Consider the following 21,567-nt stretch of genomic DNA (forward strand, 5'->3'; position numbering starts at 1 on the left):
TCCCAACCGCCGCGTCACACGGCGGCCCACAGGGGCGGAGCGACCGGAAGGAGACCGGGTCGGTTCCCGTCCGGATCACACCCGCCGCTGCGGGAGTCGCCTCGTCAGCGGGTCACCGTCCACTTCTGGTTGACGGCTCCGGTGCAGGACCAGATCTGTAGCCGCGTCCCGTTGGCGGAACTGCCGCCGGACGCGTCCAGGCACTTGTTCGCCTGCGGGTTGACGATGTCCCGCGCGGCGGGGACGGCCCACTGCTGGGCCCCGGTGCCGTTGCAGTCCCAGAGCTGGACGAGGGTGCCGTCGGCCGTGCCGCCGGAGGCCACGTCCAGGCACTTGCCGAGCGCGCGGATCGTGCCGTCGCCGCCGACGGTCCACTGCTGGGCGGCGGTGCCGTTGCAGTCGTAGAGCTGTACGGCCGTGCCGTTGGCGTTGTCGGCCCCGGCCACGTCGACGCACTTGCCGCCGACGCCGGTGATCGGGCCGCTGCCGCCCGGCTGGGCGGTGTCGGTGCTGACGCGGACGTAGTCGACCAGGAGCTGCTGGGGGAAGACGGTGCTGCCGTCGGGGTCTCCGGGCCAGTAGCCGCCGACCGCGAGGTTGAGGATGAGGAAGAAGGGCTTGTCGAAGACCCACTGCCGGCCGCCGAGGTCGGCGGGGGTGCGCCGCTGGTACACCGTGCCGTCGACGGACCAGGTGATGGCGTTCGGGCTCCAGTCGACGGCGAAGGTGTGGAAGGCGTCGGCGAAGGCCTGTCCGCCGGGGAGGGTGTATCCGGCGCCGATGCCCCCGGAGCCGGAGTAGCCGGGCCCGTGCAGGGTGCCGTGCACGGTGGACGGTTCGAAGCCCACGTTCTCCATGACATCGATCTCGCCCGAGCTGGGCCAGCCGACCTGGCCGATGTCATTGCCCAGCATCCAGAACGCCGGCCACATGCCCTGCCCGCGCGGAACCTTCATCCGGGCCTCGACACGGCCGTACGTGGTGGTGAACCTGCCTGCCGTGTTCAGCCGGGCGGAGGTGTACTCGCACCGCCCGTACCAGCACTGGTAGTTGCCCGGGTTCTCGCGGCGAGCGGTGACCACCAGATGGCCCTGGCCGTCCAGGGCTGCGTTGCGGTTGCCGGCCGTGTAGTACTGCCGCTCGTGGTTGTTGACGTTGTCGCCGGTCTCCGTCTGCCACTTGGCGGCGTCCACGGCGGCGCCCGCGGGCCCGTCGAACTCGTCGGAGAAGGTGACGGCTGCCGCCTGGGCTTCGGCGACGGCGGGTGCGGCGGCCGCCGGGGCGGACGGGGACGCGCCCTGCGCGAGTCCGGTGGACAGCGACGCGAAGGCGAGGAGCGGCGCGAGCGACCGGAGCAGGCGCCGGGGAAAGCGCGGGGAGTCCATGACTCTCCCTTCGTCGGGCATGACGCGGAGACCGGCGTGCGTACGGCACGTACATGACGGCAGCGAGAGCAGCAGGCGGTGGACGCGAGCGGGTTCGGCCGGTCGGCGCGCATGGAGGTGGGGGGCACTTAGTTCACCATGTGATTTAAGGAGTGAGTAATGCCCATGTCAAGAGTTTGGTATGGACCACGACGGGAGATGACGCCCGACCGCACAGCGCCTCCCGGGTACGATGATCGACAGTTCGGGACCAACCGGTCTCCGCCGCGAGGGAGTTGCCATGCCGCACGGGTGGGTGCTCGCCACCTCCGCGGTGGTGACGGCCGTACTGCTGGCGTTCCACCGGACGGTGCACCGTTTCGCGGGCGGGCTGGGCAGCCTGCTGGAGTCGTTCCTGCCGTGGCTCGGGCTGGTGGTCGTGGCGCTGCTCGGCCTGGCGCTGCTGCGCCGGTCCGCCGTGGCGCTGGTGGCCCTGCTCCTGCCGGCGGCTCTGTGGACGCATCTCCACGGCGGGCTGCTGCTGCCCCGGCCGGAACCGGGCCCGCGTCACCTGGTCGTGGTGCAGCACAACGTCAGTGACGAGAACGGCGACCCCACGGGTACGGCCCGCGCCCTGGCCGACGCCGAGCCCGACCTCATCGCCCTCGAGGAACTGGTGCCCTCGGCACTGCCGGTCTACGAGCGGACGCTCGCCGCGCGTTACCCGTACCGGACCGTTCAGGGCACCGTCGGACTCTGGTCGAAGCATCCGCTCGCCGAAGCGGGGCCGTTGGACATCAAACCCCGGGGGATCACGGAGGACTGGAACCGTGCGCTGCGGGCGGTGGCCCGCACACCGTACGGCGAGATCGCGGTGTACGTCGCGCACCTGCCCTCGGTCCGCGTCCGGGCGAGCGGCCTGGCTTCGTCGTGGCGGGACGAGAGCGCCGGTCTGCTGGGCCGGGCCGTCGAGGCGGAGGCACTGAGGAGGGTGATCCTGCTGGGGGACCTCAACGGCACCGTGGACGACCGGGGGTTGGAGCCTCTGACCTCACGGATGGAAACGGCGGAAAGGGGTTTCGCCTTCAGTTTCCCCGCCTCCTTCCCGCTGGCGCGGATCGACCAGGTGATGGCCCGCTCGGGGCGCGTGAGCCATGTCCGCACCCTGCCGGCCACGGGCAGCGACCACCTCCCCGTCGCCGCGCTGATCAGGCCGGACGGCGGACCGGCGAGCCGCTGAGGTCACGCGCCGAGGCGGTGTGCGAGGTCGGTCAGGTCGGGCAGGCGCAGCACCCGCCCCTGCAGCAGTTGGGCGAACGGCTCGTCGAACTCCTCGTCTGCCTCGACGGCTCCGCCAGAGGCATCTTCCTCGCCCTGGTGCGCGGCAGCAACGAACCGCAGATCCAGCAGCGCCTGCAGGCCACGCACGAGCAGGTCCTCGTCCGCCCGTTGCGCGGCCTGATCTCCGGACCCGACTCCGACGTCCGCGCACGCCTCGCGGCCGCCCTGGCCGCGGGCCTCCTGCACACCCTGTGGGTCGCCAGGGACGAAGCCCTGCTGCGCACCGACCGCGCGGAACCGATCTCGCGTTACGGCGCGCTGCTCCAGGCGGTCCTGATTCCCGCGGACACCTGACCGCCGGAGTCCGGCGGGTACGCGGGCACGTCGTACCGGACGGAAACGGGTTACGGCGTTACCGTCGGCCGCATGGACGGAGACCGCCGGGAATGGCTGAAGTGTCTGCTCGGCGGGGCCGTGTTCGCCGTGTGCATGGCAGGCACGACGCTGCCGACTCCCCTCTACGGCCTCTACCAGCAGAAGTTCGGCTTCTCGGAGCTGACCGTCACCGTCGTGTACGCGGTGTACGCCTTCGCGGTGATCGGCGTCCTGCTACTGGCGGGCAACGCCTCCGACACCGTGGGCAGACGGATCGTGCTGCTGACGGGCCTGGGCTGCGCGGCGGCGAGCGCCGTCTGCTTCCTCGGCGCCGATTCGCCGGCCTGGCTGTACGTGGGCCGGCTGCTGTCGGGACTGTCCGCCGGCCTGTTCACCGGGGCCGCCACGGCGTACGTCATGGATCTCGCGCCGCGCGGCGGCGGTCGCCGGGCCACGTTCGTGGCGACGGCCGCCAACATGGGCGGCCTGGGCTGCGGTCCCCTCCTCGCCGGCCTGCTCGCGCAGTACGCTCCCTGGCCGCTGTACCTGCCGTTCGCCGTACACCTCGCCCTGGTGGCCGGCTCGGCCGCCGTCCTGCTGTCGCTCCCCGAGACCGTCCGCGAGCGGCGGCCACTCCGTACCGTACGGCCGCAGCGCCCCGCCCTGCCCGCCGAGGTGCGGGCCGTTTTCGGGCCGGCTGCCATCGCCTCCTTCGTCGGGTTCGCGCTGTTCGGGGTGTTCACGTCGGTCAGCCCCGCGTTCCTCGCCCAGTCCCTGGACGTGGACAACCACGCCGTGAGCGGGCTGATCGTCGCCCTGGCCTTCTTCGCCTCGACGGGCGGGCAACTGGTCGTCGGCCGGGTCGGGGTCCGGCGATCGCTGCCACTGGGCTGCGCCGCGCTCCTCGCCGGACTGGCGCTCCTCGCGGGCGCGTTGCTGTGGGATGTGCTGGCGCTGGTGGTACTGAGCGCGATCGTCGGCGGGACCGGGCAGGGGCTGGCGTTCCGCGGCGCGCTGTCCGCGGTGGCCGAGGCATCCCCCGCCGACCGGCGCGCGGCGGTCATCTCGACGCTGTTCGTGGTGGCCTACGCGGGCATTTCCGTTCCGGTGATCGGCGTGGGCGTACTCTCCGAGCCACTCGGCCTGGAGGGCGCCGGCCTGGTCTTCATCGCCTGCATGGCGATCCTCGTGTCGACGGCGGCGGCGTATCTGCTGCGACGCCCGCTGCCGGTGGACTCGTGAAGCTTCGAGGCGGCTCCGTAGAGGGCTTCCGCGGCGGACCGGACCTGCTCCCGCTTCGCCGGTCCGGCCGCGGACCGGTGCGTGGCGGAGTCGGCGGACCGGAAGGTCCAGGAGGTCGAGCCTGCGTCGACCGTGCGGCGAAGGCCGCCGGACTGCATGTGGGGAACGACTTCGGCGAAGCCCTGGCCTGCGTGCTGAGCGGCGACCGCGACGAACGCGACGAGCAGGCCCACTGCCTCGACAAGTGCCTGCGCCTCGACCAGGGAAGGACAACCGCCCGGCGCAGCTCGCCGGGCGCGACGGTGGTGCCCAGCGTCAGCACCGCGGCGCCGCGCTCGCGCCTGCCCCGCCCGTTGCCGGCGAGGGCGGCGCGCAGGTGGTCGGCGGCGGCCGGTATGTGCCCCGCGAGGTCGGGGGCCATCAGCAGTGAGGCGACCGCGCCCTCGGCGGCCTCGCTGACGGCGGGGTCGGCGCCGCCCAGGAAGGGCAGGACAGCGGCGTACAGGGTGGTGCGGACGGCCGGGCACGCCTCGGTGACGCCCGGTTCGTCGTCGCCCTCGGTGTCCCGTGCGGCGGCATCGTCCTCGTCCGACGCGGCGTCGTCGCCGCCGACCGGCGCCACACCGTCGCCCCCGCTGCCCGGCTGCTCGCCGTACGCGGCCGACTCGGCGAACCCGCCGAGGAATTCCATCAGGGCGGCGCGCAGGGGCGGGTCCGGTCGTCCCAGGGGTAGTGGCTCTCGTGCGCGGCCAGGGTCCGGGGGTGTGGCAGGACCGCCGCGACGAAGAGCATGGCCGGAGGCGTGGCGCTTACAGGGACCCCTGGTGGAGCACCGACATGTCCAGCATGCCCAGTGCCTCCGCCTGCCGTTCCGGGTCCTCTTCGAGGAGGTGGACCAGGTACGGCGGCATGTCCTCGGCGGGCCCGTAGGCATGCGCCAGGCTCCCCCGGTCCGTGTTCTCCAGCAGCTCGATGACATCGGGCGCGCCGGTGTGTCCGGCCGCCCTGCCACGCTGTCCGTCATCCGCGATCGTCACCCGCACACCATGCCTCACGGCACTGACAACGACGTCCGGGCAGCCCGTCCGCCCCGGTCTTACGGAGTAATGACGTGCCGGGCGGGTCACGGTGCGCGGCGGGTCGCCGGTCCTAGCGTGGGTGTATGCGTGTACTGGTCACCGGCGGTGCCGGGTTCATCGGGTCCCATGTGGTCGACGCCCTGCGGGCGCACGGGCACGAACCGCTCGTGTTCGACGTGGGGGAGGATCCGGCCGCGGACGTCCGTGATCCGGCGGCTGTGGCCGACGCCCTCGCCGGTGTCGACGCCGTCTGTCATCAGGCGGCGATGGTAGGGCTCGGCAACGGGGTGGCCGACGCCGCGGAGTACGTCTCCCGCAACGACCTGGGCACGGCAGTACTGCTCGCGGCCATGGCCGAAGCGGACGTACGGCTTCTCGTGCTGGCCGGGTCGATGGTCGTGTACGGCGAGGGGCGTTACGAGTGCGCGCGGCACGGTGTCGTGCGGCCGGGGCCGCGGGCCGTCGCCGATCTGGACGTGGGCCGGTTCGAGCCGCTCTGTCCGGCCTGCGGGCAGGACCTCTCCCCCGGGCTGGTCGGCGAGGACGCTCCCCTCGACCCGCGCAACGTGTATGCGACGACCAAGCTCGCGCAGGAGCACCTGGCCGCCGCGTGGGCGCGCTGCACCGGCGGTTCGGCGGTTTCGCTCCGTTACCACAACGTGTACGGGCCGCGGATGCCCCGCGACACGCCGTACGCCGGTGTGGCCTCCTTCTTCCTTTCCGCGCTCGCCGGGGGCGAGGCTCCGCGCGTCTTCGAGGACGGCCGGCAGCGGCGGGACTTCGTGCACGTGCGGGACGTGGCCGCGGCGAACCTGGCCGCGCTGGAGGCACGGAACCGGGTCGGCGCGCTCACGGCGTACAACACCGGCAGCGGCGAGCCGCACACGGTGGGCGAGATGGCCCGTGCCCTGGCCGCCGCGTACGGCGGCCCGGAGCCCGTGGTCACCGGCGAGTTCCGGCTGGGCGACGTCCGGCACGTCACCGCGGACTCCGCGCGGCTGCGGGCCGAGCTGGGCTGGCAGCCGCGGGTCGGATTCGAGGACGGGATGCGGGAGTTCGCGCGGGCCGGGCTGCGGGAGGCCTGAACCGCCGGCGGGCCCGGCCGTTCACAGCACCGTGGGCAGCGTCACCTCGAAGCTGCATCCGCCCGGGATGTTGCGTACGGTGGCGCGCCCCTGGTGCGCTTCCACGATGCCCCGCACGATGGCCAGGCCCAGGCCCGCGCCGGCCGGCGGGGTGCGCGCGTGCGTGCCGCGCCAGCCGGTGTCGAAGACGCGCGCCAGGTCCTCCTCGGGGATGCCGCCGCAGCCGTCGGTCACGGACACCACCACGCCCTCCGCCGAGCGTTGGGCGGCCACCGCCACCGTGCCGTCGGCCGGGGTCCGCCGGATCGCGTTGACCAGGAGGTTTCCCAGGACGCGGCTCATCTCCTTGCCGTCGACCTCCACCGGCACCGCCTCCACGGCGTGGCCGACGAGACGTACCCCGTGCTCGCGGGCGAGGGGGTCGGCTCCCGCGAGGGCGTCGCCTACGAGGTCGTACAGGGAGATACGGGTGGGGGTGAGCGGGAGGGTGCCGGCGTGGATGCGGGAGAGTTCGAAGAGGTCGCCGACCATCTCGTTGAGGCGTTCGACCTCGGTGCGGATCTGCCTCAGGTAGCGGCCGGGGTCGGCGGCGACGCCGTCCTCCAGCGCCTCCGACATGGCGCGCAGGCCCGCGAGGGGGGTGCGCAGGTCGTGGGAGATCCAGGCGACCAGTTCGCGCCGGGAGGTCTCCAACGCGCGCTCACGGTCGCGGGATTCGGCGAGTCGGGCGCTGGTCGACGCCAACTCGCGGCTCAGGGCGTTCAGTTCCGCGGTCGTCGGTCCTGCGGGGACGGCGAAGGCGCCGCCGTCACCGAAGGAGCGGGCGGCGACGGCGAGTTCGCGGCTGCGGGCGACGACCCAGCGGCCGAGGAGCAGTGCGGTCGCGAGGGAGACCACGGCCGCCATCGCCACCACGGTCGTCACCACGGTGAGGTCGTGCGGGGACAGGAACATCGCCCAGGCGACGGCAAGGGTGCCCGCGAGCATCGCGACCACTCCGACCGCGGCGACCACGGCGAGCGAGGCGGTGAGCGAGCGACGCCGGATCGGGCGCAGCACGGCCGCTCCGAGGAGCCCGGTGGCGGCGGCACCGGCGAAGGCGTACAGGGCGATGAGGAGGGTGTCGCGCATGGTCAGCCGGCCTCCTGGCCCTGGGGGTCGAAGCGGTAGCCCACGCCCCACACCGTCTGGATCAGGCGCGGGCGCGCCGGATCGTCCTCGATCTTGCCGCGCAGTCTGCGGACGTGGACGGTGACGGTGGACAGGTCGCCGAAGTCCCAGCCCCACACCCGCTGCATCAGGTCCTCGCGGCCGAACGCCCGTCCCGGATGCCGCAGGAAGAAGGCGAGCAGGTCGAACTCGCGGAGCGTGAGGGCGAGTTCGGTGCCGTTCTTGGTGGCGCGGCGGGCGGCGGGGTCGACCGTCAGGCCGGCCGCGCTCAGCGGGGGCGTCGCGGTGGCGGGCCGGGCGCGGCGCAGCACGGACTCCACCCGCAGGACCAGTTCGCGAGGGCTGAAGGGCTTGGTGACGTAGTCGTCGGCGCCCACCTCCAGGCCGAGGATGCGGTCGTCCTCGTCGCCCCGGGCGGTGAGCATCACGACCGGGACGGGCCCCTGGCCGCGCAGCCTGCGGCAGACCTCCAGGCCGTCCATGCCGGGCAGCATCAGGTCGAGCACCACCAGGTCGGGCCAGTGGGCGGCGGCGCGGGCCAGGGCGGTGGGGCCGTCGTCGGCCCGGTCGACGGTGTAACCGGCCCGGTCGAGGTAGCCGGTGACGACCTCGGCGACCGTGGGGTCGTCGTCGACGACCAGGACGCGGGCGGCGGCGCCCGGCCGGGGCCCGGCGGCGGGCCCTGCCTGCGGAGACTCGAACGGCTGCTGCATGCCTCCAGCCTCGCACCACCCCGTCGCCGCCGGGGGCCACGGACGTGCTGCCGGCCTCGACGTCCGCGTTTCGTAAGGAGCCGAAGTCCGGTTTGCCCGGTTCGCGTTCGTAGGGTGAACCGCGTGACCATCCCACCATCGCCGCAGGACGGCGTCGATGTCGTCCTTCCCTGTCTCGACGAGGCCGAGGCCCTGCCCTGGGTCCTGGCCAGGATCCCGGCCGGCTGGCGCGCGCTCGTCGTCGACAACGGCTCCACCGACGGTTCGGCGGAGATCGCCCGAGGGCTCGGCGCGACCGTCGTCCACGAGCCGCGCCGGGGCTTCGGCGCGGCCTGCCATGCCGGACTGACCGCCGCCACCGCCGAGGTGGTGTGCTTCTGCGACTGCGACGCCTCGCTCGACCCGGCCCTGCTGGCGCCGTTCGTCCAGGAGGTGCGCGCGGGCGAGGCCGACCTGGTGCTCGGCAGGAGGCGCCCGCACGGCCGCGGCAGCTGGCCCGCGCACGCTCGGGCCGGCAACCTCGCTCTGGCCCGGCTGCTGCGCCGCCGCACCGGTCTGCCTCTGCACGACCTCGGCCCGCTGCGGGCCGCCCGCCGCGAGGCGCTGCTCGGCCTCGGCCTCACCGACCGGCGCAGCGGCTACCCCCTGGAGATGGTGGTGCGGGCGGCCGACGCGGGCTGGCGGATCACCGAGCACGACGTCCCCTACCTGCCCCGCACCGGTACCTCGAAGGTCACGGGCACCTGGCGCGGCACCTGGCAGGCGGTACGGGACATGAGCCGCGTCCTGAACGAAGTTCCCGTCCGCGAAGGGATCCCACGGTGATCACGCCGACCCCGGTTTCCACGCCGACCCCGGTGACCACGCTCCTCGTCATCGCCAAGGAGCCGCTGCCCGGCCGGGTCAAGACCCGGCTCACCCCGCCGTTCGCGCCGACGGAGGCGGCGGCGCTCGCGGAGGCCGCCCTCGCGGACACCCTGGAAGCCGTCGCCGCCACCCCGGCCGCCCGACGACTCCTCGTGCTGGACGGCGCGCCCGGACCATGGCTGCCGCCCGGCTTCGACGTCGTGGCGCAGTGCGCGGGAGGTCTCGACCAGCGGCTTGCGGACGCCTTCGCCCGCTGCGACGGGCCCGCGCTGCTGATCGGCATGGACACCCCGCAGGTGACGCCGGAGCTGCTGACGGTGGACTTCGCCGGCTGCGAGGCCTGGTTCGGGCCCGCCGAGGACGGCGGCTTCTGGGCCCTGGGGCTCGCCGAGCCGGACCCCGCGCTGCTGCGGGGCGTGCCCATGTCGAAGCCGTTCACCGGAGCCGTCCAGCGCGAGCGGCTCGTCTCCGCCGGGCTGCGGGTGCGCGATCTGCCGCGCCTGCGGGACGTCGACGACGCCTCCGACGCCCGCGCCGTCGCCGCGCTGGCCCCGCACGGCCGGTTCGCCGCCCGGCTGGCCCGGTGTGCGGCGGCGTACCGATGACGACGCGGGAGGCCACGGCCGTCCCCTGGGCCGCCGCCGACCCGTACTCCACCGCCCTGCGCGCCGGTCGCGGCCCACTGTTCCTGCGCCGCGCCGACGGCTGGCTGCTGCCGCTGGAGGTGGAGCGCTGGTGCGCGCGGGCCGACCGGGTCGACCTGGACGTCCTGGACCGGTGCGAGGGCAGGGTGCTGGACGTCGGCTGCGGGCCGGGGCGGCTGGCCGCGGAACTCGCCGGCCGGGGCCGTACCGCGCTCGGGATCGATGTGAGCGAGGCGGCCGTGGAGCAGACCGTCCGGCTCGGCGGCCGGGCGTTGCGGCGCTCGGTCTTCGAGCCGCTGCCCGGCGAGGGCCGGTGGGGCACCGTCCTGCTCATGGACGGCAACGTCGGCATCGGCGGTGATCCGCGCGCCCTGCTGGACCGCACGGCCAGGCTCCTCTCCCCCGGCGGACTCCTCATCGCCGAGACCCTGCCGGTGGACGTCGACGAACGCGCCGAGGTGCAGGTCGTCGACGCCACCGAGGCCCACGGAGGCACCGGCGACCCGTTCCCGTGGGCCCGGCTGGGCACCCCGGCCCTGTCCCGGTACGCGGACCGGGCGGGCTGGGGTGCCGTCGATCAGTGGGCGGCGGGCGGCCGTTGCTTCGTCGCCCTGCGCAGCCGCAGCGCCAGCAGCAGGGCCGAGGCGCCGAAGAGTACGGCGGTGATCAGCAGCCAGCGGGCCAGGAAACCGTCTGCCGGGAGCCCGGTGGCCGAGCGGTAACGCCGGGCCACCGTCCCGCTGATCAGCGGGAACCACACCAGCAGAAGCAGCCCGGACAGGGCGGCCGGGACCCGGACGTACAGGATCCACTCCCCGCGCCCGGCCGCGCGCAGCCCTCGTACGAGCGCCCGGTCCGCCGTCGCGTACAGCGGCAGCAGCACCAGGTCGTGCAGCAGCGCCGCCCCCACGAACCACAGGGCCACGCCGAACCGGTCGTCGGCGAGCAGCCGCACGCCCGCGTAGCCGGCCAGCGCGAACGAGGCGACCGACAGGAGGAGTTGGAGGGGGCTGCCGATGGGGATCCGTCGTCGCGTCGGCATCGTCACAGGTCTCCGAACGTCATGCGGGCCACCCATTTGGTGTTGAACACACCGGGTGCGGCGGGCACGATGACGCGTGCCGGGTGGCCGTGGTCGGGGGACAGTTCCTCGCCGTTGACGTACAGGGCGAGCAGGGAACGCGGGTCGGCCACCTGGTTGGCGCGCAGGGCGGCGTGCCGGAAGGCGCCGCGCCGCTGGAGGGACTCGACGAACACGTCCGGCGGGTCGTCGTCGTGTCCGACGAGCGCCGCCAGGTCCCGCAGCCGTACACCGCGCCACCACTGGTCGGACGTCGACCAGCCCTCGACGCAGGCGATGGGCAACGGCGCGCTGTGCAGCGGTAGTTGCAGGAGGTCGTCCCGGCTGAGGCGGACGGTGCCCGTGCGGCCGGTGATGACGAGCCGCCACGCCTCCCGGCTCGTCTCCGCCGTGCGGATGCCCGCGTACCGGGCCGTCTTGTTGATCTGGAAGCCGTTCGGCCCGGTGCCCGGATCCGGTCCGCCGTGCGGTGCGAGCAGGGCCGTTCGCCGCAGCAGCCCGTCGGCGCTCTGCCCGGCCGTCGTCACGAACAGCAGCAGCGAGCCGCCGCCCACGAACGCCAGCGCGCCGCGCCGGGAGACGGTCGGGGCGCCGGGCCGTGGGGAGACCAGCGTGTCCGGACCGGCGGCCGGCTTCGTTTCGGGAACCGGTTCCCGCTCGTTCCACAGGCCGCGCAGGTTCCGTACCGCCGCCGGCGTCTTCAGTGTGGCGTGGACGGCGAACGCGGCGAAGAACACCCACGCGCCGTAGAAGTGCAACGGGTAGAACGAGCCCGGGAAGACGTACTCCAACTGGACATTGAGTACGCCCGTCACGAACTCGAACAGCGCTCCGCCGACCAGGAGCAGCAGGGAGATCCGTTCCAGGGCGTGCGCGAGCGAGCGGGCCGGCGGCAGCGCGAACAGCCTCGGCACCACGGACCACAGTTTGGCCAGCAGGACCGGGATCAGGGTGATGCCGAGGGTGACGTGGACGCCCTGGTTCAGCCGGTACAGCCAGTACGGGTTCGTCGGCCAGGCAAAGAGGTAGAAACCGAGAATCCCCTTGTCCGGGGTCTTGTCGTTGACCGACGCCAGATCCGGGTTGTAGGCCGCGTACGAGAGCAGGCCCGTCACGAACAGCACGGTGATGCCGACCAGCAGGACGAGGCCCAGCACCGAGGTGAACCAGGGGCCCCGCAGGGGGCTGCGCCAGAAACCGGGCGCGGAGGGAAGCCGTGGATCGTCTCGCATGCCCCGACCGTAGGCCCGCGCACCCCGGGGACCTGGCGCACGACCCATGACGAAACGCTGACGTCCGGCGCCGCGGGCGGCCCGGCGCGGGCCGCCCGGCCTAGCGTGCCGGTGTGACCCGCACCCCGCGCTCCGCCGAGCCCGACGCCCCGCGCCCCGACCCCGGCTCCCCCGGCTCCGGTTCGAGCGGCATCCGCCCCGACCTGTACGCCGTCGGCGCGGCCGTCCTGCTGGTGACGGCGGCCGTCCTCATCGGCCGCCACATCCAGCACAGCCGCCACACCCTGTTCGTCGACTGGCCCCCGGTGCTGGCGAGTTGGGAACCCCACGTGGGCCCCGGCACTCCGGCGGCGATCGTGCTGGCGGCGGCCTGCGTGGCGTACGGCCCCGCCGTCGCGGCCCGCCTGCCGTGGCGGGCGCTGCTCGGGGCGGCCTGGGGCACGGCGACGGCGTGGATCTTCTCCCTCGCCCTGATCGACGGCTGGCAGCGAGGCGTCGCCGGCCGGCTCACCACACGCCACGAGTACCTCCGGGCCGTCGACCGCTTCCCCGACATCCCGGCCGCACTGCGCGACTTCAACGCGCACATCCTCCTGGAATCGCCCGACAACTGGCCCGCTCACATCGCCGGCCACCCCCCGGGCGCCACCCTCACCTTCGTCCTGCTCGACCGGGCCGGCCTGGGCGGCGGCGGCTGGGCCGGGGTCTGGTGCGTCACGGTCGGCGCGACGGCCTGTGTGGCGGTGCTGGTGGCCGTACGCGTCCTGGCCGACGAGGGGCTCGCACGGCGGGCCGCCCCGTTCCTGGTGCTGGCCCCGGCCGCGGTGTGGCTGGGCACGTCGGCCGACGCCTACTTCGCGGCCGTCGCCGCCTGGTCCGTGACCCTGCTGGCCCTCGCCGTCACCTGCCGGTCGATCCGTCGCTCGATCGGATGGGCGGCGGGCTCCGGCCTCCTGTTCGGCCTGACCTGCTATCTCTCCTACGGCCTCACCCTGTTCGCCGTCATCGGCGCGGCCGTGCTGCTGCTGGGCCGTCGGCGTGGCCGTGAGCGACCCGTACCGCTGCTCGTGCCGCTGCTCGCCGGACTCGCGGTGGTGCCGACGGTGTTCACGCTGGCCGGGTTCGACTGGTGGGAGGCGTACCGCCTGCTCGTGACGCGCTACCACCAGGGCGCGGGCGGGGTCCGCCCCTACGGCTACTGGGTGTGGGCCAACCTCGCCTGCACCGTCCTCGTCATCGGCCTGGCGTCGACCGCGGGCCTGAGACGGGCCGGCGCGGTGCTGCTGCGCCACCCCGGCGCGGCCCTGACCTCCCCCGGCGACCCGGACCGTCCCGCCACCGAGGCCCGGCTCGTCCTGCTCACGGCGGCCGCGCTCCTCGCCCTGCTGATCGCCGACCTGTCCGGCATGAGCAAGGCGGAGACGGAACGCATCTGGCTGCCGTTCGCGATGTGGCTGCTCCCTGCCTGCGCGTTCCTGACCCGCCCGCGCGCCTGGCTGGCCGCCCAGGCGGTCCTGGCCCTGCTGCTCAACCACCTGCTCAGGACAGGCTGGTGACGCGGGCCAGGACACGCCGGCGAAGGCGAGGGAAGGCGGGTTGCGGCGTCGGTCAGCCGGTGGTGGCGGCGAGCAGGCCGAGGGTGTCGATCACCCGGTTGGAGAAGCCCCACTCGTTGTCGTACCAGGCGACCACCTTGATGTGACGGCCGTCGACGCGGGTGAGGGCCGAGTCGAAGATCGACGAGGCCGGGTTGCCCGTGATGTCGGCCGAGACGAGCGCGTCCTCGGAGTACTCGAGGACGCCCGCGAGGGGGCCCTCGGCGGCGGCGCGGTAGGCCGCCAGCACGTCGTCGCGGGTGACGTCACGCGCCACGGTCGTGTTGAGTTCGACGATCGAGCCCACCGGGACGGGCACGCGGATGGAGTCGCCCGAGAGCTTGCCCTCGAGGTTCGGCAGGACCAGCCCGATCGCCTTGGCGGCGCCCGTCGTGGTCGGCACGATGTTGACACCGGCGGCGCGGGCGCGGCGCGGGTCGCGGTGCGGGCCGTCCTGGAGGTTCTGCTCCTGGGTGTACGCGTGCACGGTGGTCATGAAGCCGTGTTCGATGCCCGCGAGGTCGTCGAGGACCGCGGCCAGCGGTGCGAGCGCGTTGGTCGTGCAGGAGGCGTTCGAGACGATCGTGTGCAGGTCCGGGTCGTACGCGTCGGTGTTGACGCCGAACGCGAGCGTGACGTCCGCGCCGTCCGACGGCGCGCTGACGAGCACCTTCTTCGCGCCCGCGTCCAGGTGGGCGCGCGCGGCCTTCGCCGACGTGAAGCGGCCGGTCGCCTCGAGGACGATGTCGACGCCCAGTTCGGCCCACGGCAGCTGGGCCGGCTCGCGCTCGGCGAGCACCTTGATGCGGCGGCCGTCGACGACGAGGGTGTCGCCGTCGGCGCTCACCGGGCGGCCGAGGCGGCCGGCCGTCGAGTCGAAGGCCAGCAGCCGGGCGAGGGCGGCGGGCTCGGTGAGGTCGTTGACGGCGACGACCTCGAGGTCGGTGTCGCGCTCCAGCAGCGCACGCAGCACGTTGCGTCCGATGCGGCCGAATCCGTTGATGGCGATGCGAGTCATGTGTGGTGTCCCTTCCATTCGCTTCCCCAGGTTCGCGCGCTGCCCGCGGCCGGGACAGCGGCGAGATCGCCACGGTTCGAAAGGATCGCGCCAGCGGGGGCATGCGCGCGGTCGATGGGCCGGGCCGGCCTATTCGCCGTGGGTGAAGGTGCGCCGGTACTCGCTCGGCGTGGTGCCCAGGATGCGCTGGAAGTGCGTCCGCAGATTCGCGCCGGTGCCCAGGCCGACATCGGCGGCGATCTGCTCGACGCTCCGCTCGGAGCGTTCGAGCAGTTCACGGGCCGCGTCGATACGGGCGCGCATCACCCACTGCATGGGCGTGTACCCCGTGTCCTCGACGAAACGTCGCGAGAAGGTACGGGGCGACACCGCCGCGTGCCGGGCGAGCACCGTGAGAGTGAGGGAGGCGCCGAGGCGGCGCAGCGCCCACTCGCGGGTGGCGGCGAACCGCTCGCCGAGCGGCTCGGGCACGCTGCGCGGCACGTACTGCGCCTGGCCGCCGCTGCGGTAGGGGGCCGCGACGAGGCGCCGGGCCGTGTGGTTGGACGCGGCCACCCCGAGGTCGCCACGCAGGATGTGCAGGCACAGGTCGATGCCGGAGGCGGCGCCGGCCGAGGTCAGCACGCTGCCCTCGTCAACGAAGAGGACGTTCTCGTCGACCCGTACCAGCGGGTGCCGGGCCGCCAGGGCGCGCGTGTAGTGCCAGTGCGTCGTGGCGCGTCTGCCGTCGAGGAGGCCGGTGGCGGCGAGCGCGAAGGCGCCGGTGGAGATGGCGGCGAGCCGGGCGCCGTGGGCGTGGGCGGCGATCAGCGCGTCGACGACGGCCCGGGGCGGGTCGTCGCGGTCGGGGAACCGGTAGCCGGGGATGAACACGATGTCGGCCCGTCCGAGGGCGTCGAGCCCGTCCGCGACGTGGTAGGACAGTCCGTCGCCGCCGGTCACCAGTCCGGGTGTCGCACCGCAGACCCGCACCTCGTACGGCATGCTCGCGCGGGTCGTGAACACCTGCGCGGGGATGCCCACGTCCAGCGGTTTCGCCCCTTCCAGGACGAGGACGGCGACACGACGTAGACGGGGGGCCTGCACGGGTGCCAGGTTACCCGGCGACGATCAGCGGGCTTCCCCACCGGTAACCCGATTGACGGGTACACGCCTATCCGCATACGTTCTGCGCGTTCGTGATCATGCAGGACCGTCACGCCGACCCGGGGGATGCGATGAGCTGGTACTTCAAGGTGCTCGGACGGTACGCCGTGTTCGGCGGCCGTGCCCGCCGCACGGAGTACTGGATGTTCACGCTGGTGAGCTCGGTCGTCTACCTGGCGCTGGCCTTCGCCGACGACCACGTCGGCAACGACTGGCCCACTCTGTCGTACCTGCTCGCGACCCTGCTCCCCAGTCTGGCCGTCACGGTTCGCCGCCTGCACGACACCGACCGCTCCGGCTGGTGGGTCCTGGTCGGCGCCATCCCCTGTGCCGGCTTCATCGCCATGCTGATCTTCACGGCCGGCGAACCCACCCCCGGCCGGAACAAGTACGGCCCGAACCCGAAGGAAACCCCCTTCTTCACCGACGCGGTCCCCCACTGACAGGTCGGCGAACGCCCGTCTCACACGGGCACGGTCACTCCGTGCGAGCGCAGCTCGGTGACAGGGGTGGCCAGAGCACGCTCGGCAGCCGGACCGTCGGCCCTGAGCCAGGACGGGAGCGGGCTGTCGTGCACGAGCAGGGTCCAGCCGGGCCGGGGCCGATCCCCGTCCGCCTTGAGGAAGACCCGCGCACCCTGCTCGACCAGCCAGTCCAGGAGGAGGACCCCGGTCCCCTCGACATGGGCGGACCGGGCCACGTCCGAGGGGATCACGTACGTGCTCCCGTCCACACCGGTACCGGTCAGTGCCGGCAGCACCGTCCGCACGCACTCCCCCGCCGACGCCCGCACCGCCTCGGCGTCCCGGCCCAGCACCCGCAACGACCACAGCGGCACGGCCGAGGGCTCCGCCTTCAGCGTCACGACGGCGCCCTGGTCGGCGAGACACTGCATGAAGGCCAGCAGTCCGTCCTCGCCGAAGCCCCGGTCCGCCCCGGCATCGACCACCCGCCCGCGACGCCCGCGTCCCCGCATGTCAGCCGCCCCCCATGTCGCTCACCGTCCCGTGCGGCGACCGTACGCCTCCGTCCACAGGCAGCTCGGCCCGCCCGTTAGCTTCGGACCCCGCAGGGCACTCGCCAGGCGTCCGGTCGGTCGTTCCGGGAGGAGGGACAGGTGGCCACCAGCCGACTTTCCGATCAGGAGCAGCGTGTCCTGGAGGAGATGGAACGCGCACTGAGCCGCGACCGCCGGCTCGACCGGCGGCTGCGCACCTTCAGCCTGCCGCCGCGCGGCCCACGCTTGCGTACGGCCGCCTCCCTGCTGGCCGTGTCCGTCACCTTGATGGTGACCGGCATCGTCACTTCCGAACCGGGCGTGATCTGGGCGTTCGCCGCCGTGTGGCCGGTGACCCTGTTCACGGTGTTCCGGCTGCTGTGCCGCTGGACGAAGGGCTAGGCCACCGCGCTTGCCCGTACGACCGCCCGGGGACCCGGTCGGCAGGAGGTGATCGTCGTGCCCGAACCCGGAAGCAGGAAGTACGACACCCGGCGAGCGCGGCTCCGCAAGGACGCCGAGGGTTCCGGAGTGAGCGACCAGGACGCCAACCGCGCGGCCAACGAGGAGCTTCAGCAAGGCGACGACCGGCACGGCCGGGGCCCGCGGACCGAACGTGGGCGGTGCCCGAAGGGCGAGCGTCCGGAGAACGCCGACCGAGGCCGCCGTACACAGCGTGCCCGACCCCGCCCGGCCCCGGTGGCCGACGCGGGGTCAGCTTCGGTTGCACGTCTCCTCAGGGCCGCCGCACCACCCGCAGCGTCCGGAGCGAGGGGTCGGCCGCGTCCGGGATGAGGACGCCGTGGTCGACCCCGCTGCGGAGGTGGTCGAGGACTTCCTCGGTGATGACCTCGCCGGGCGCGACCGCCGGCACGCCCGGCGGGTACGGGCTGATCATCTCGGCGGCGATCCGCCCCGCCGCGCGCTCGGCGGGCACATGGTCCGCCTCGGCGAAGAACGCCGCGCGCGGCAGCATGGCCTGTTCCAGCTCCAGGGCTGAGGGCTCCGGCAGGCGGACCGGCGGCTGCCGTTCGATGGAGTCGGCGGCCTCGACCAGGGCGCGCAGGGCGTCCAGCAGGATCTTCTCGGTCTCGTCGTCGTCGGCGTGGGTGATCGAGGCGCTGATGCGGCAGCTGTCGGAGCCACCGACGTCCACATGCCGCCGGTCGCGCAGCCATTCGGCGGCCTGCATGCCGCTGATGCCGAGTTCCCGTACGTCGATCACGAGTTTCAGGGGGTCGAAGGAGGCGGCGAGTCCTTCCTCGACGACCTCCTGTCCCATCGGCCGCAGCCCCGGCAGCTCACCGGCCGCGAGCCGGATCCGTTCCGCCCGCTGGAGCGCGGCGTCCAGGAGTTCGTGCCCGTGCTCGACCATCTGGCGGCGCCAGCCGTCGAGCGTCGCGTACACCAGGGACGAGGCGCTGGTCGTGCCGAGCAGGTCCTCCCGCTGCTTGAGCGCCTCGGGCGACACCCGGTCGTACTGGAGATGGAAGACGGAACTCTGTTCGATGGCCCCGCCCATCTTGTGGACGCTGGTGACCACCAGGTCGGCCTCCGCGTCCATGCCCCAGGCCGGCAGACCCGGGTGGAACGGGAGGTGGGCGCCCCACGCCTCGTCGAGGATGAGCGGGACGTCGAACTCGTGGCACACGCGCGCCACGCCCTGGATGTCCGCGCAGGTGCCCCAGTCCGTGGGGGTGATCAGCAGCATGCCCTTGGCGTCCGGGTGCTCCTGGAGCCGACGGCGTACGTCGTCCGGCTCCGGTGGGTGCGCGAGGTGCCGTTCCCCGTCGAACTTCGGGTGGACCCAGATGGGTTCGACACCGTTGACGACGACGGCCGCGATCACGGACTTGTGCGCGTTGCGCGACAGCAGGAGCTTCTCGCCGGGGCCGGCGACGGCCAGCATGGCGGTCTTGACCGACAGGGAACTGCCGCAGGTGGAGAAGAACGCCTGCTCGGCACCGACCGCGTCCGCCATGAGTTCCTGGGCCTGGCTGAGCACGCCCCGGGACTGACGGCGGTCGTCCAGGCCGTTGAGCGACAGGACGTCCGAGCGGAACACGTCGAGGCCGACGATCTCCGCCACCCGCGGATCCACACCGCGGCCCTGTTTGTGTCCGGGCGGGCCGTACGACACGTCTCCGCGGCGCCTGAACTCCTGCAGCGCCTCCAGCACCGGAACCCGTGAGTGATCCATCGTTCCTCCCTGTGGGAAGCCGCCCGAGTACCCCGGTCACCCGGCGGGGGAACCCTCCGTCGTCGTCCGGCCGCTCCGCGTTTCCGGCCGGGGCCGGAGGGCACTCGCGGAGCATGGATCAGAGTCGTCGCCCCCCACTCGCCGACAGCTCGCCCGCCCTCCTCGCCAAGGGGTACGCCTGGCTGCCCGACCGTCGGCGCCGTACCACGAGCCCCGTCGTACGCGCCCGGCTGATGGGACAGCACGCCGTGGCCCTGCACGGGCCGGACGCGGTGCGCTTCTTCTACGACGAACGGCACGTGGAGCGCGGAACGGCGCTTCCCGGGCCCGTGCTGAGCACCCTGTTCGGGCACGGCGCCGTGCACACCCTGGACGGGCGGGCCCACCGCACGCGCAAGCACATGTTCCTCTCCCTGCTCACCGGGCCGGAAGCCGTCGCCGGCGTGGTGGACCACGTCACGAAGGTGTGGGACGAGACCGTGCCGTCGTGGGCCGGGCGTCCGTCGGTCGTCCTGTTCGACGAGGTGAGCCGCATCCTCACCCGAGGCGTCTGTCGCTGGGCCGGCATCCCCCTCGACGACGTCGACCGGGTGGCGCGGGACATGGTCGCCATGGTCGACGGTTTCGCCACGCCCGGACCGCGCCACTGGCGGGCCCGCCGCGCGCGTGCCCGCAGCGAGGCATGGCTCGGCCGTCTGGTCGAGGACGTACGGGACGGGGACACCGGCGCGCCGGCCGGGTCGGCGCTGGACGTGGTCGCCCGGCACCGCGACGCCGACGGCCTGCTGCTCGACCCGCACACGGCCGCCGTCGAACTGCTGAACGTCGTCCGTCCGACCGTCGCGGTGTGCTGGTTCGTCTCCTACGCCGCTCACGCACTGCACCGCGGCCCCGACCTGCGGGAGCGGCTGAGCGAGGACGACGCCGCGTACGCCGTGGCGTTCGCCCATGAGCTGCGGCGCTTCTACCCCTTCGCCCCCTTCCTCGGCGGCCGGGCCGTCACCGACCTGGAGTGGCAGGGGGAACCGATCCCGTCCGGCACGCTCGTCCTGCTCGACCTGTACGGGCAGAACCACGACCCCGACCTCTGGGCCGACCCGTACGGTTTCGAACCGGGGCGCTTCCTGAACCGGCCGCCCGAACGCGACGAACTGATCCCGCAGGGCGGCGGCGACCGCACCACCGGACACCGCTGCCCCGGCGAGGACATCACGATCGCCCTGCTGGGTGCCCTGGGCCCACGGCTGGCCCGGCTGGACTACACCGTCCCCCATCAGGACCTCCGCATCCCCCTCAACCGCGTTCCGAGCCGCGTACGCAGCGGATTCGTCATCGAGGGCGTCCGTGTACCGACCCCGGCCCGCCACGGGGCGGGGCGAGCGGCGGGCTGACGGCCGCCGGCCTTTCCGGACCGCAACGCCACGGCCCCGCCGGACCCGCGACAGCGGGCGGCGGGGCCTTCTTCCGGCCTGTTTCGGCCCCGGTCAGCCGCCCGCATGGGCTCGGCTCGCCCGGCGGCCTGCGGTCACGGCGGCGCCCGCGAGGGCCGCGGCGACGGCCGTCCTGCGCATCGCGGTGCGTCGGCGGCCGTGCCAGCCGCCGTGGACGGCTCCCTCTCCAGGGGCCGGGACGTGCAGCGCGCCGTGGGTGGCGGGGGCCGTCTCGTCCCTGTCGAGGTGGCCCTTGTCGGTCTGCCGGGCCATGGCCCGCTCCGCGAGGGCCGGTGCCATGCGGGACTGGCGTACCAAGGCGCGGCCGGCGGGGCCGACCACCACTTCGCGGCGGGGATGCCGTACGAGATCGACGATGGCGTGGGCCACCCGCTCGGGGCTGTAGACCGGGGGCATGGCGACCACCTTGTGCCCGGTGTAGTTGGCGGCCTGCTCGAAGTGCGGGGTGTCGACGGTCGCGGGCATCACCGTGCACACGTGGATGCCCTTCACGCCCTCCACCCGCAGTTGCTGCCGCAGGCTGGAGCCGAGGCCCTGGACGGCGTGCTTCGACATGCTGTAGGGGTGGCTGTACGGCTGCGGGACGGCGCCCACGATCGACGAGATGTTGATCAGCGTGCCCGTGCCCTGCTGCCGCATCACCGGCAGCGCCGCTCGGGCTCCGTGCACGTAACCCATCACGTTGACGTCGAGGACCTTGCGGAAGTCCTCCAACGGCACGTCCTCGAAGCGGCCGAAGGCGTTGACGGCCGCGTTGTTGACCCAGACGTCGATGCGGCCGAACTCCTCCACCGCGCGCCGCGCCAGGTCGTCGACCGCTCCCATGTCGGTCGTGTCGGTCGGCACGACCAGCGTCCGTGCCCCGCGATGCTTCGCGCACTCCTCGGCGGCCGCCTCCAGCGCCTCCTCGCGGCGCGCTGCCAGCACGACGGCGCAGCCCTTGCGGGCGAAGGCCTCGGCCGTGGCCCGTCCGATCCCGCTGGACGCTCCGGTCACCACCACGACGTGGTTGCGCAGTCCCATCCCG

General features: G+C 73.5%; 21 protein-coding genes. 11 read left to right on the top strand and 10 right to left on the bottom strand.

Annotation, left to right across the window (positions count from 1 at the left end):
- Positions 1-104: 104 nt before the first annotated feature.
- A complete protein-coding gene (locus ACFWJX_RS09370) occupies positions 105-1,385 on the bottom strand; it encodes a ricin-type beta-trefoil lectin domain protein (RefSeq protein ID WP_383239214.1) in 1,281 nt (426 codons plus the stop codon).
- Between the two features lie 232 nt (positions 1,386-1,617).
- On the opposite strand from ACFWJX_RS09370, the gene ACFWJX_RS09375 reads away from it, so the two are divergent.
- The 3 genes from ACFWJX_RS09375 (at position 1,618) to ACFWJX_RS09385 (ending at position 4,262) form a co-directional block, all read left to right on the top strand.
- Entirely contained in the window at positions 1,618-2,604 is a 987-nt protein-coding gene (locus ACFWJX_RS09375; RefSeq protein WP_383239217.1) for an endonuclease/exonuclease/phosphatase family protein, read from the top strand.
- A gap of 17 nt (positions 2,605-2,621) precedes the next feature.
- On the top strand, positions 2,622-2,999 hold the full coding sequence (locus ACFWJX_RS09380; protein ID WP_383239220.1) for a hypothetical protein: 378 nt from the start codon (positions 2,622-2,624) through the stop codon (positions 2,997-2,999).
- A 72-nt stretch (positions 3,000-3,071) separates the two neighbouring features.
- Positions 3,072-4,262: an MFS transporter gene (locus tag ACFWJX_RS09385; RefSeq protein ID WP_383239223.1), complete on the top strand. Its 1,191-nt coding sequence runs from the start codon at positions 3,072-3,074 to the stop codon at positions 4,260-4,262.
- An 809-nt stretch (positions 4,263-5,071) separates the two neighbouring features.
- Here ACFWJX_RS09385 and ACFWJX_RS09390 read toward each other — a convergent pair.
- Positions 5,072-5,299 carry a hypothetical protein gene (locus ACFWJX_RS09390; RefSeq protein WP_383239226.1) on the bottom strand — a complete coding sequence of 76 codons (228 nt, stop codon included), beginning with the start codon at positions 5,297-5,299 and terminating at the stop codon, positions 5,072-5,074.
- 125 nt (positions 5,300-5,424) lie between these two features.
- On the opposite strand from ACFWJX_RS09390, the gene ACFWJX_RS09395 reads away from it, so the two are divergent.
- On the top strand, positions 5,425-6,426 hold the full coding sequence (locus tag ACFWJX_RS09395; protein ID WP_383239229.1) for an NAD-dependent epimerase/dehydratase family protein: 1,002 nt from the start codon (positions 5,425-5,427) through the stop codon (positions 6,424-6,426).
- Between the two features lie 21 nt (positions 6,427-6,447).
- On the opposite strand, the gene ACFWJX_RS09400 is transcribed toward ACFWJX_RS09395, so the two are convergent.
- Together ACFWJX_RS09400 and ACFWJX_RS09405 are read right to left on the bottom strand one after the other, a co-directional pair.
- Positions 6,448-7,557 carry a sensor histidine kinase gene (locus tag ACFWJX_RS09400; RefSeq protein WP_383239232.1) on the bottom strand — a complete coding sequence of 370 codons (1,110 nt, stop codon included), beginning with the start codon at positions 7,555-7,557 and terminating at the stop codon, positions 6,448-6,450.
- A gap of 2 nt (positions 7,558-7,559) precedes the next feature.
- Positions 7,560-8,309 (bottom strand): response regulator transcription factor, encoded by a 750-nt coding sequence (locus tag ACFWJX_RS09405; protein ID WP_383239235.1) that lies wholly within the window; start codon positions 8,307-8,309, stop codon positions 7,560-7,562.
- A 114-nt stretch (positions 8,310-8,423) separates the two neighbouring features.
- On the opposite strand from ACFWJX_RS09405, the gene ACFWJX_RS09410 reads away from it, so the two are divergent.
- The 3 genes from ACFWJX_RS09410 to ACFWJX_RS09420 are packed head-to-tail and all read left to right on the top strand — an operon-like array spanning position 8,424 to position 10,542.
- The gene (locus ACFWJX_RS09410) at positions 8,424-9,134 is read left to right on the top strand and encodes a glycosyltransferase family 2 protein (RefSeq protein WP_383239238.1); all 711 of its coding nucleotides are present in this window, start codon (positions 8,424-8,426) and stop codon (positions 9,132-9,134) included.
- 32 nt (positions 9,135-9,166) lie between these two features.
- Positions 9,167-9,781, top strand: coding sequence for a DUF2064 domain-containing protein (locus ACFWJX_RS09415; protein ID WP_383239698.1), 615 nt, complete (start codon positions 9,167-9,169; stop codon positions 9,779-9,781).
- A complete protein-coding gene (locus tag ACFWJX_RS09420; RefSeq protein WP_383239241.1) occupies positions 9,778-10,542 on the top strand; it encodes a class I SAM-dependent methyltransferase in 765 nt (254 codons plus the stop codon). Before ACFWJX_RS09415 ends, ACFWJX_RS09420 begins: the two co-directional genes overlap by 4 nt.
- Before the next feature lie 322 nt (positions 10,543-10,864).
- On the opposite strand, the gene ACFWJX_RS09425 is transcribed toward ACFWJX_RS09420, so the two are convergent.
- Positions 10,865-12,133 carry a molybdopterin-dependent oxidoreductase gene (locus ACFWJX_RS09425; protein WP_383239245.1) on the bottom strand — a complete coding sequence of 423 codons (1,269 nt, stop codon included), beginning with the start codon at positions 12,131-12,133 and terminating at the stop codon, positions 10,865-10,867.
- A 113-nt stretch (positions 12,134-12,246) separates the two neighbouring features.
- Between ACFWJX_RS09425 and ACFWJX_RS09430 the strand changes: the two genes are divergently transcribed.
- The gene (locus ACFWJX_RS09430) at positions 12,247-13,689 is read left to right on the top strand and encodes a hypothetical protein (RefSeq protein ID WP_383239248.1); all 1,443 of its coding nucleotides are present in this window, start codon (positions 12,247-12,249) and stop codon (positions 13,687-13,689) included.
- A gap of 52 nt (positions 13,690-13,741) precedes the next feature.
- Here ACFWJX_RS09430 and gap read toward each other — a convergent pair whose 3' ends face one another.
- Positions 13,742-14,746: a type I glyceraldehyde-3-phosphate dehydrogenase gene (gap, locus tag ACFWJX_RS09435; RefSeq protein ID WP_383239250.1), complete on the bottom strand. Its 1,005-nt coding sequence runs from the start codon at positions 14,744-14,746 to the stop codon at positions 13,742-13,744.
- A 129-nt stretch (positions 14,747-14,875) separates the two neighbouring features.
- Positions 14,876-15,832 carry a GlxA family transcriptional regulator gene (locus tag ACFWJX_RS09440; protein WP_383239253.1) on the bottom strand — a complete coding sequence of 319 codons (957 nt, stop codon included), beginning with the start codon at positions 15,830-15,832 and terminating at the stop codon, positions 14,876-14,878.
- A gap of 98 nt (positions 15,833-15,930) precedes the next feature.
- Between ACFWJX_RS09440 and ACFWJX_RS09445 the strand changes: the two genes are divergently transcribed.
- Positions 15,931-16,335, top strand: coding sequence for a DUF805 domain-containing protein (locus tag ACFWJX_RS09445; protein ID WP_383239701.1), 405 nt, complete (start codon positions 15,931-15,933; stop codon positions 16,333-16,335).
- Positions 16,336-16,355: 20 nt separating this feature from the next.
- On the opposite strand, the gene ACFWJX_RS09450 is transcribed toward ACFWJX_RS09445, so the two are convergent.
- Entirely contained in the window at positions 16,356-16,868 is a 513-nt protein-coding gene (locus tag ACFWJX_RS09450; RefSeq protein WP_383239256.1) for a hypothetical protein, read from the bottom strand.
- A gap of 141 nt (positions 16,869-17,009) precedes the next feature.
- Between ACFWJX_RS09450 and ACFWJX_RS09455 the strand changes: the two genes are divergently transcribed.
- Positions 17,010-17,291: a DUF3040 domain-containing protein gene (locus ACFWJX_RS09455; protein ID WP_383239259.1), complete on the top strand. Its 282-nt coding sequence runs from the start codon at positions 17,010-17,012 to the stop codon at positions 17,289-17,291.
- A 334-nt stretch (positions 17,292-17,625) separates the two neighbouring features.
- Here the strand turns inward: ACFWJX_RS09455 and ACFWJX_RS09460 are convergent, their stop codons facing one another.
- Entirely contained in the window at positions 17,626-19,089 is a 1,464-nt protein-coding gene (locus tag ACFWJX_RS09460; RefSeq protein ID WP_383239262.1) for an aminotransferase class I/II-fold pyridoxal phosphate-dependent enzyme, read from the bottom strand.
- Between the two features lie 113 nt (positions 19,090-19,202).
- Between ACFWJX_RS09460 and ACFWJX_RS09465 the strand changes: the two genes are divergently transcribed.
- Positions 19,203-20,480, top strand: coding sequence for a cytochrome P450 (locus tag ACFWJX_RS09465; RefSeq protein ID WP_383239265.1), 1,278 nt, complete (start codon positions 19,203-19,205; stop codon positions 20,478-20,480).
- A gap of 93 nt (positions 20,481-20,573) precedes the next feature.
- Here the strand turns inward: ACFWJX_RS09465 and ACFWJX_RS09470 are convergent, their stop codons facing one another.
- Positions 20,574-21,563: an SDR family oxidoreductase gene (locus tag ACFWJX_RS09470; RefSeq protein WP_383239268.1), complete on the bottom strand. Its 990-nt coding sequence runs from the start codon at positions 21,561-21,563 to the stop codon at positions 20,574-20,576.
- Positions 21,564-21,567 lie beyond the last annotated feature (4 nt).

The organism is Streptomyces sp. NPDC058335 (assembly GCF_042723915.1).
Classification (GTDB): domain Bacteria; phylum Actinomycetota; class Actinomycetes; order Streptomycetales; family Streptomycetaceae; genus Streptomyces.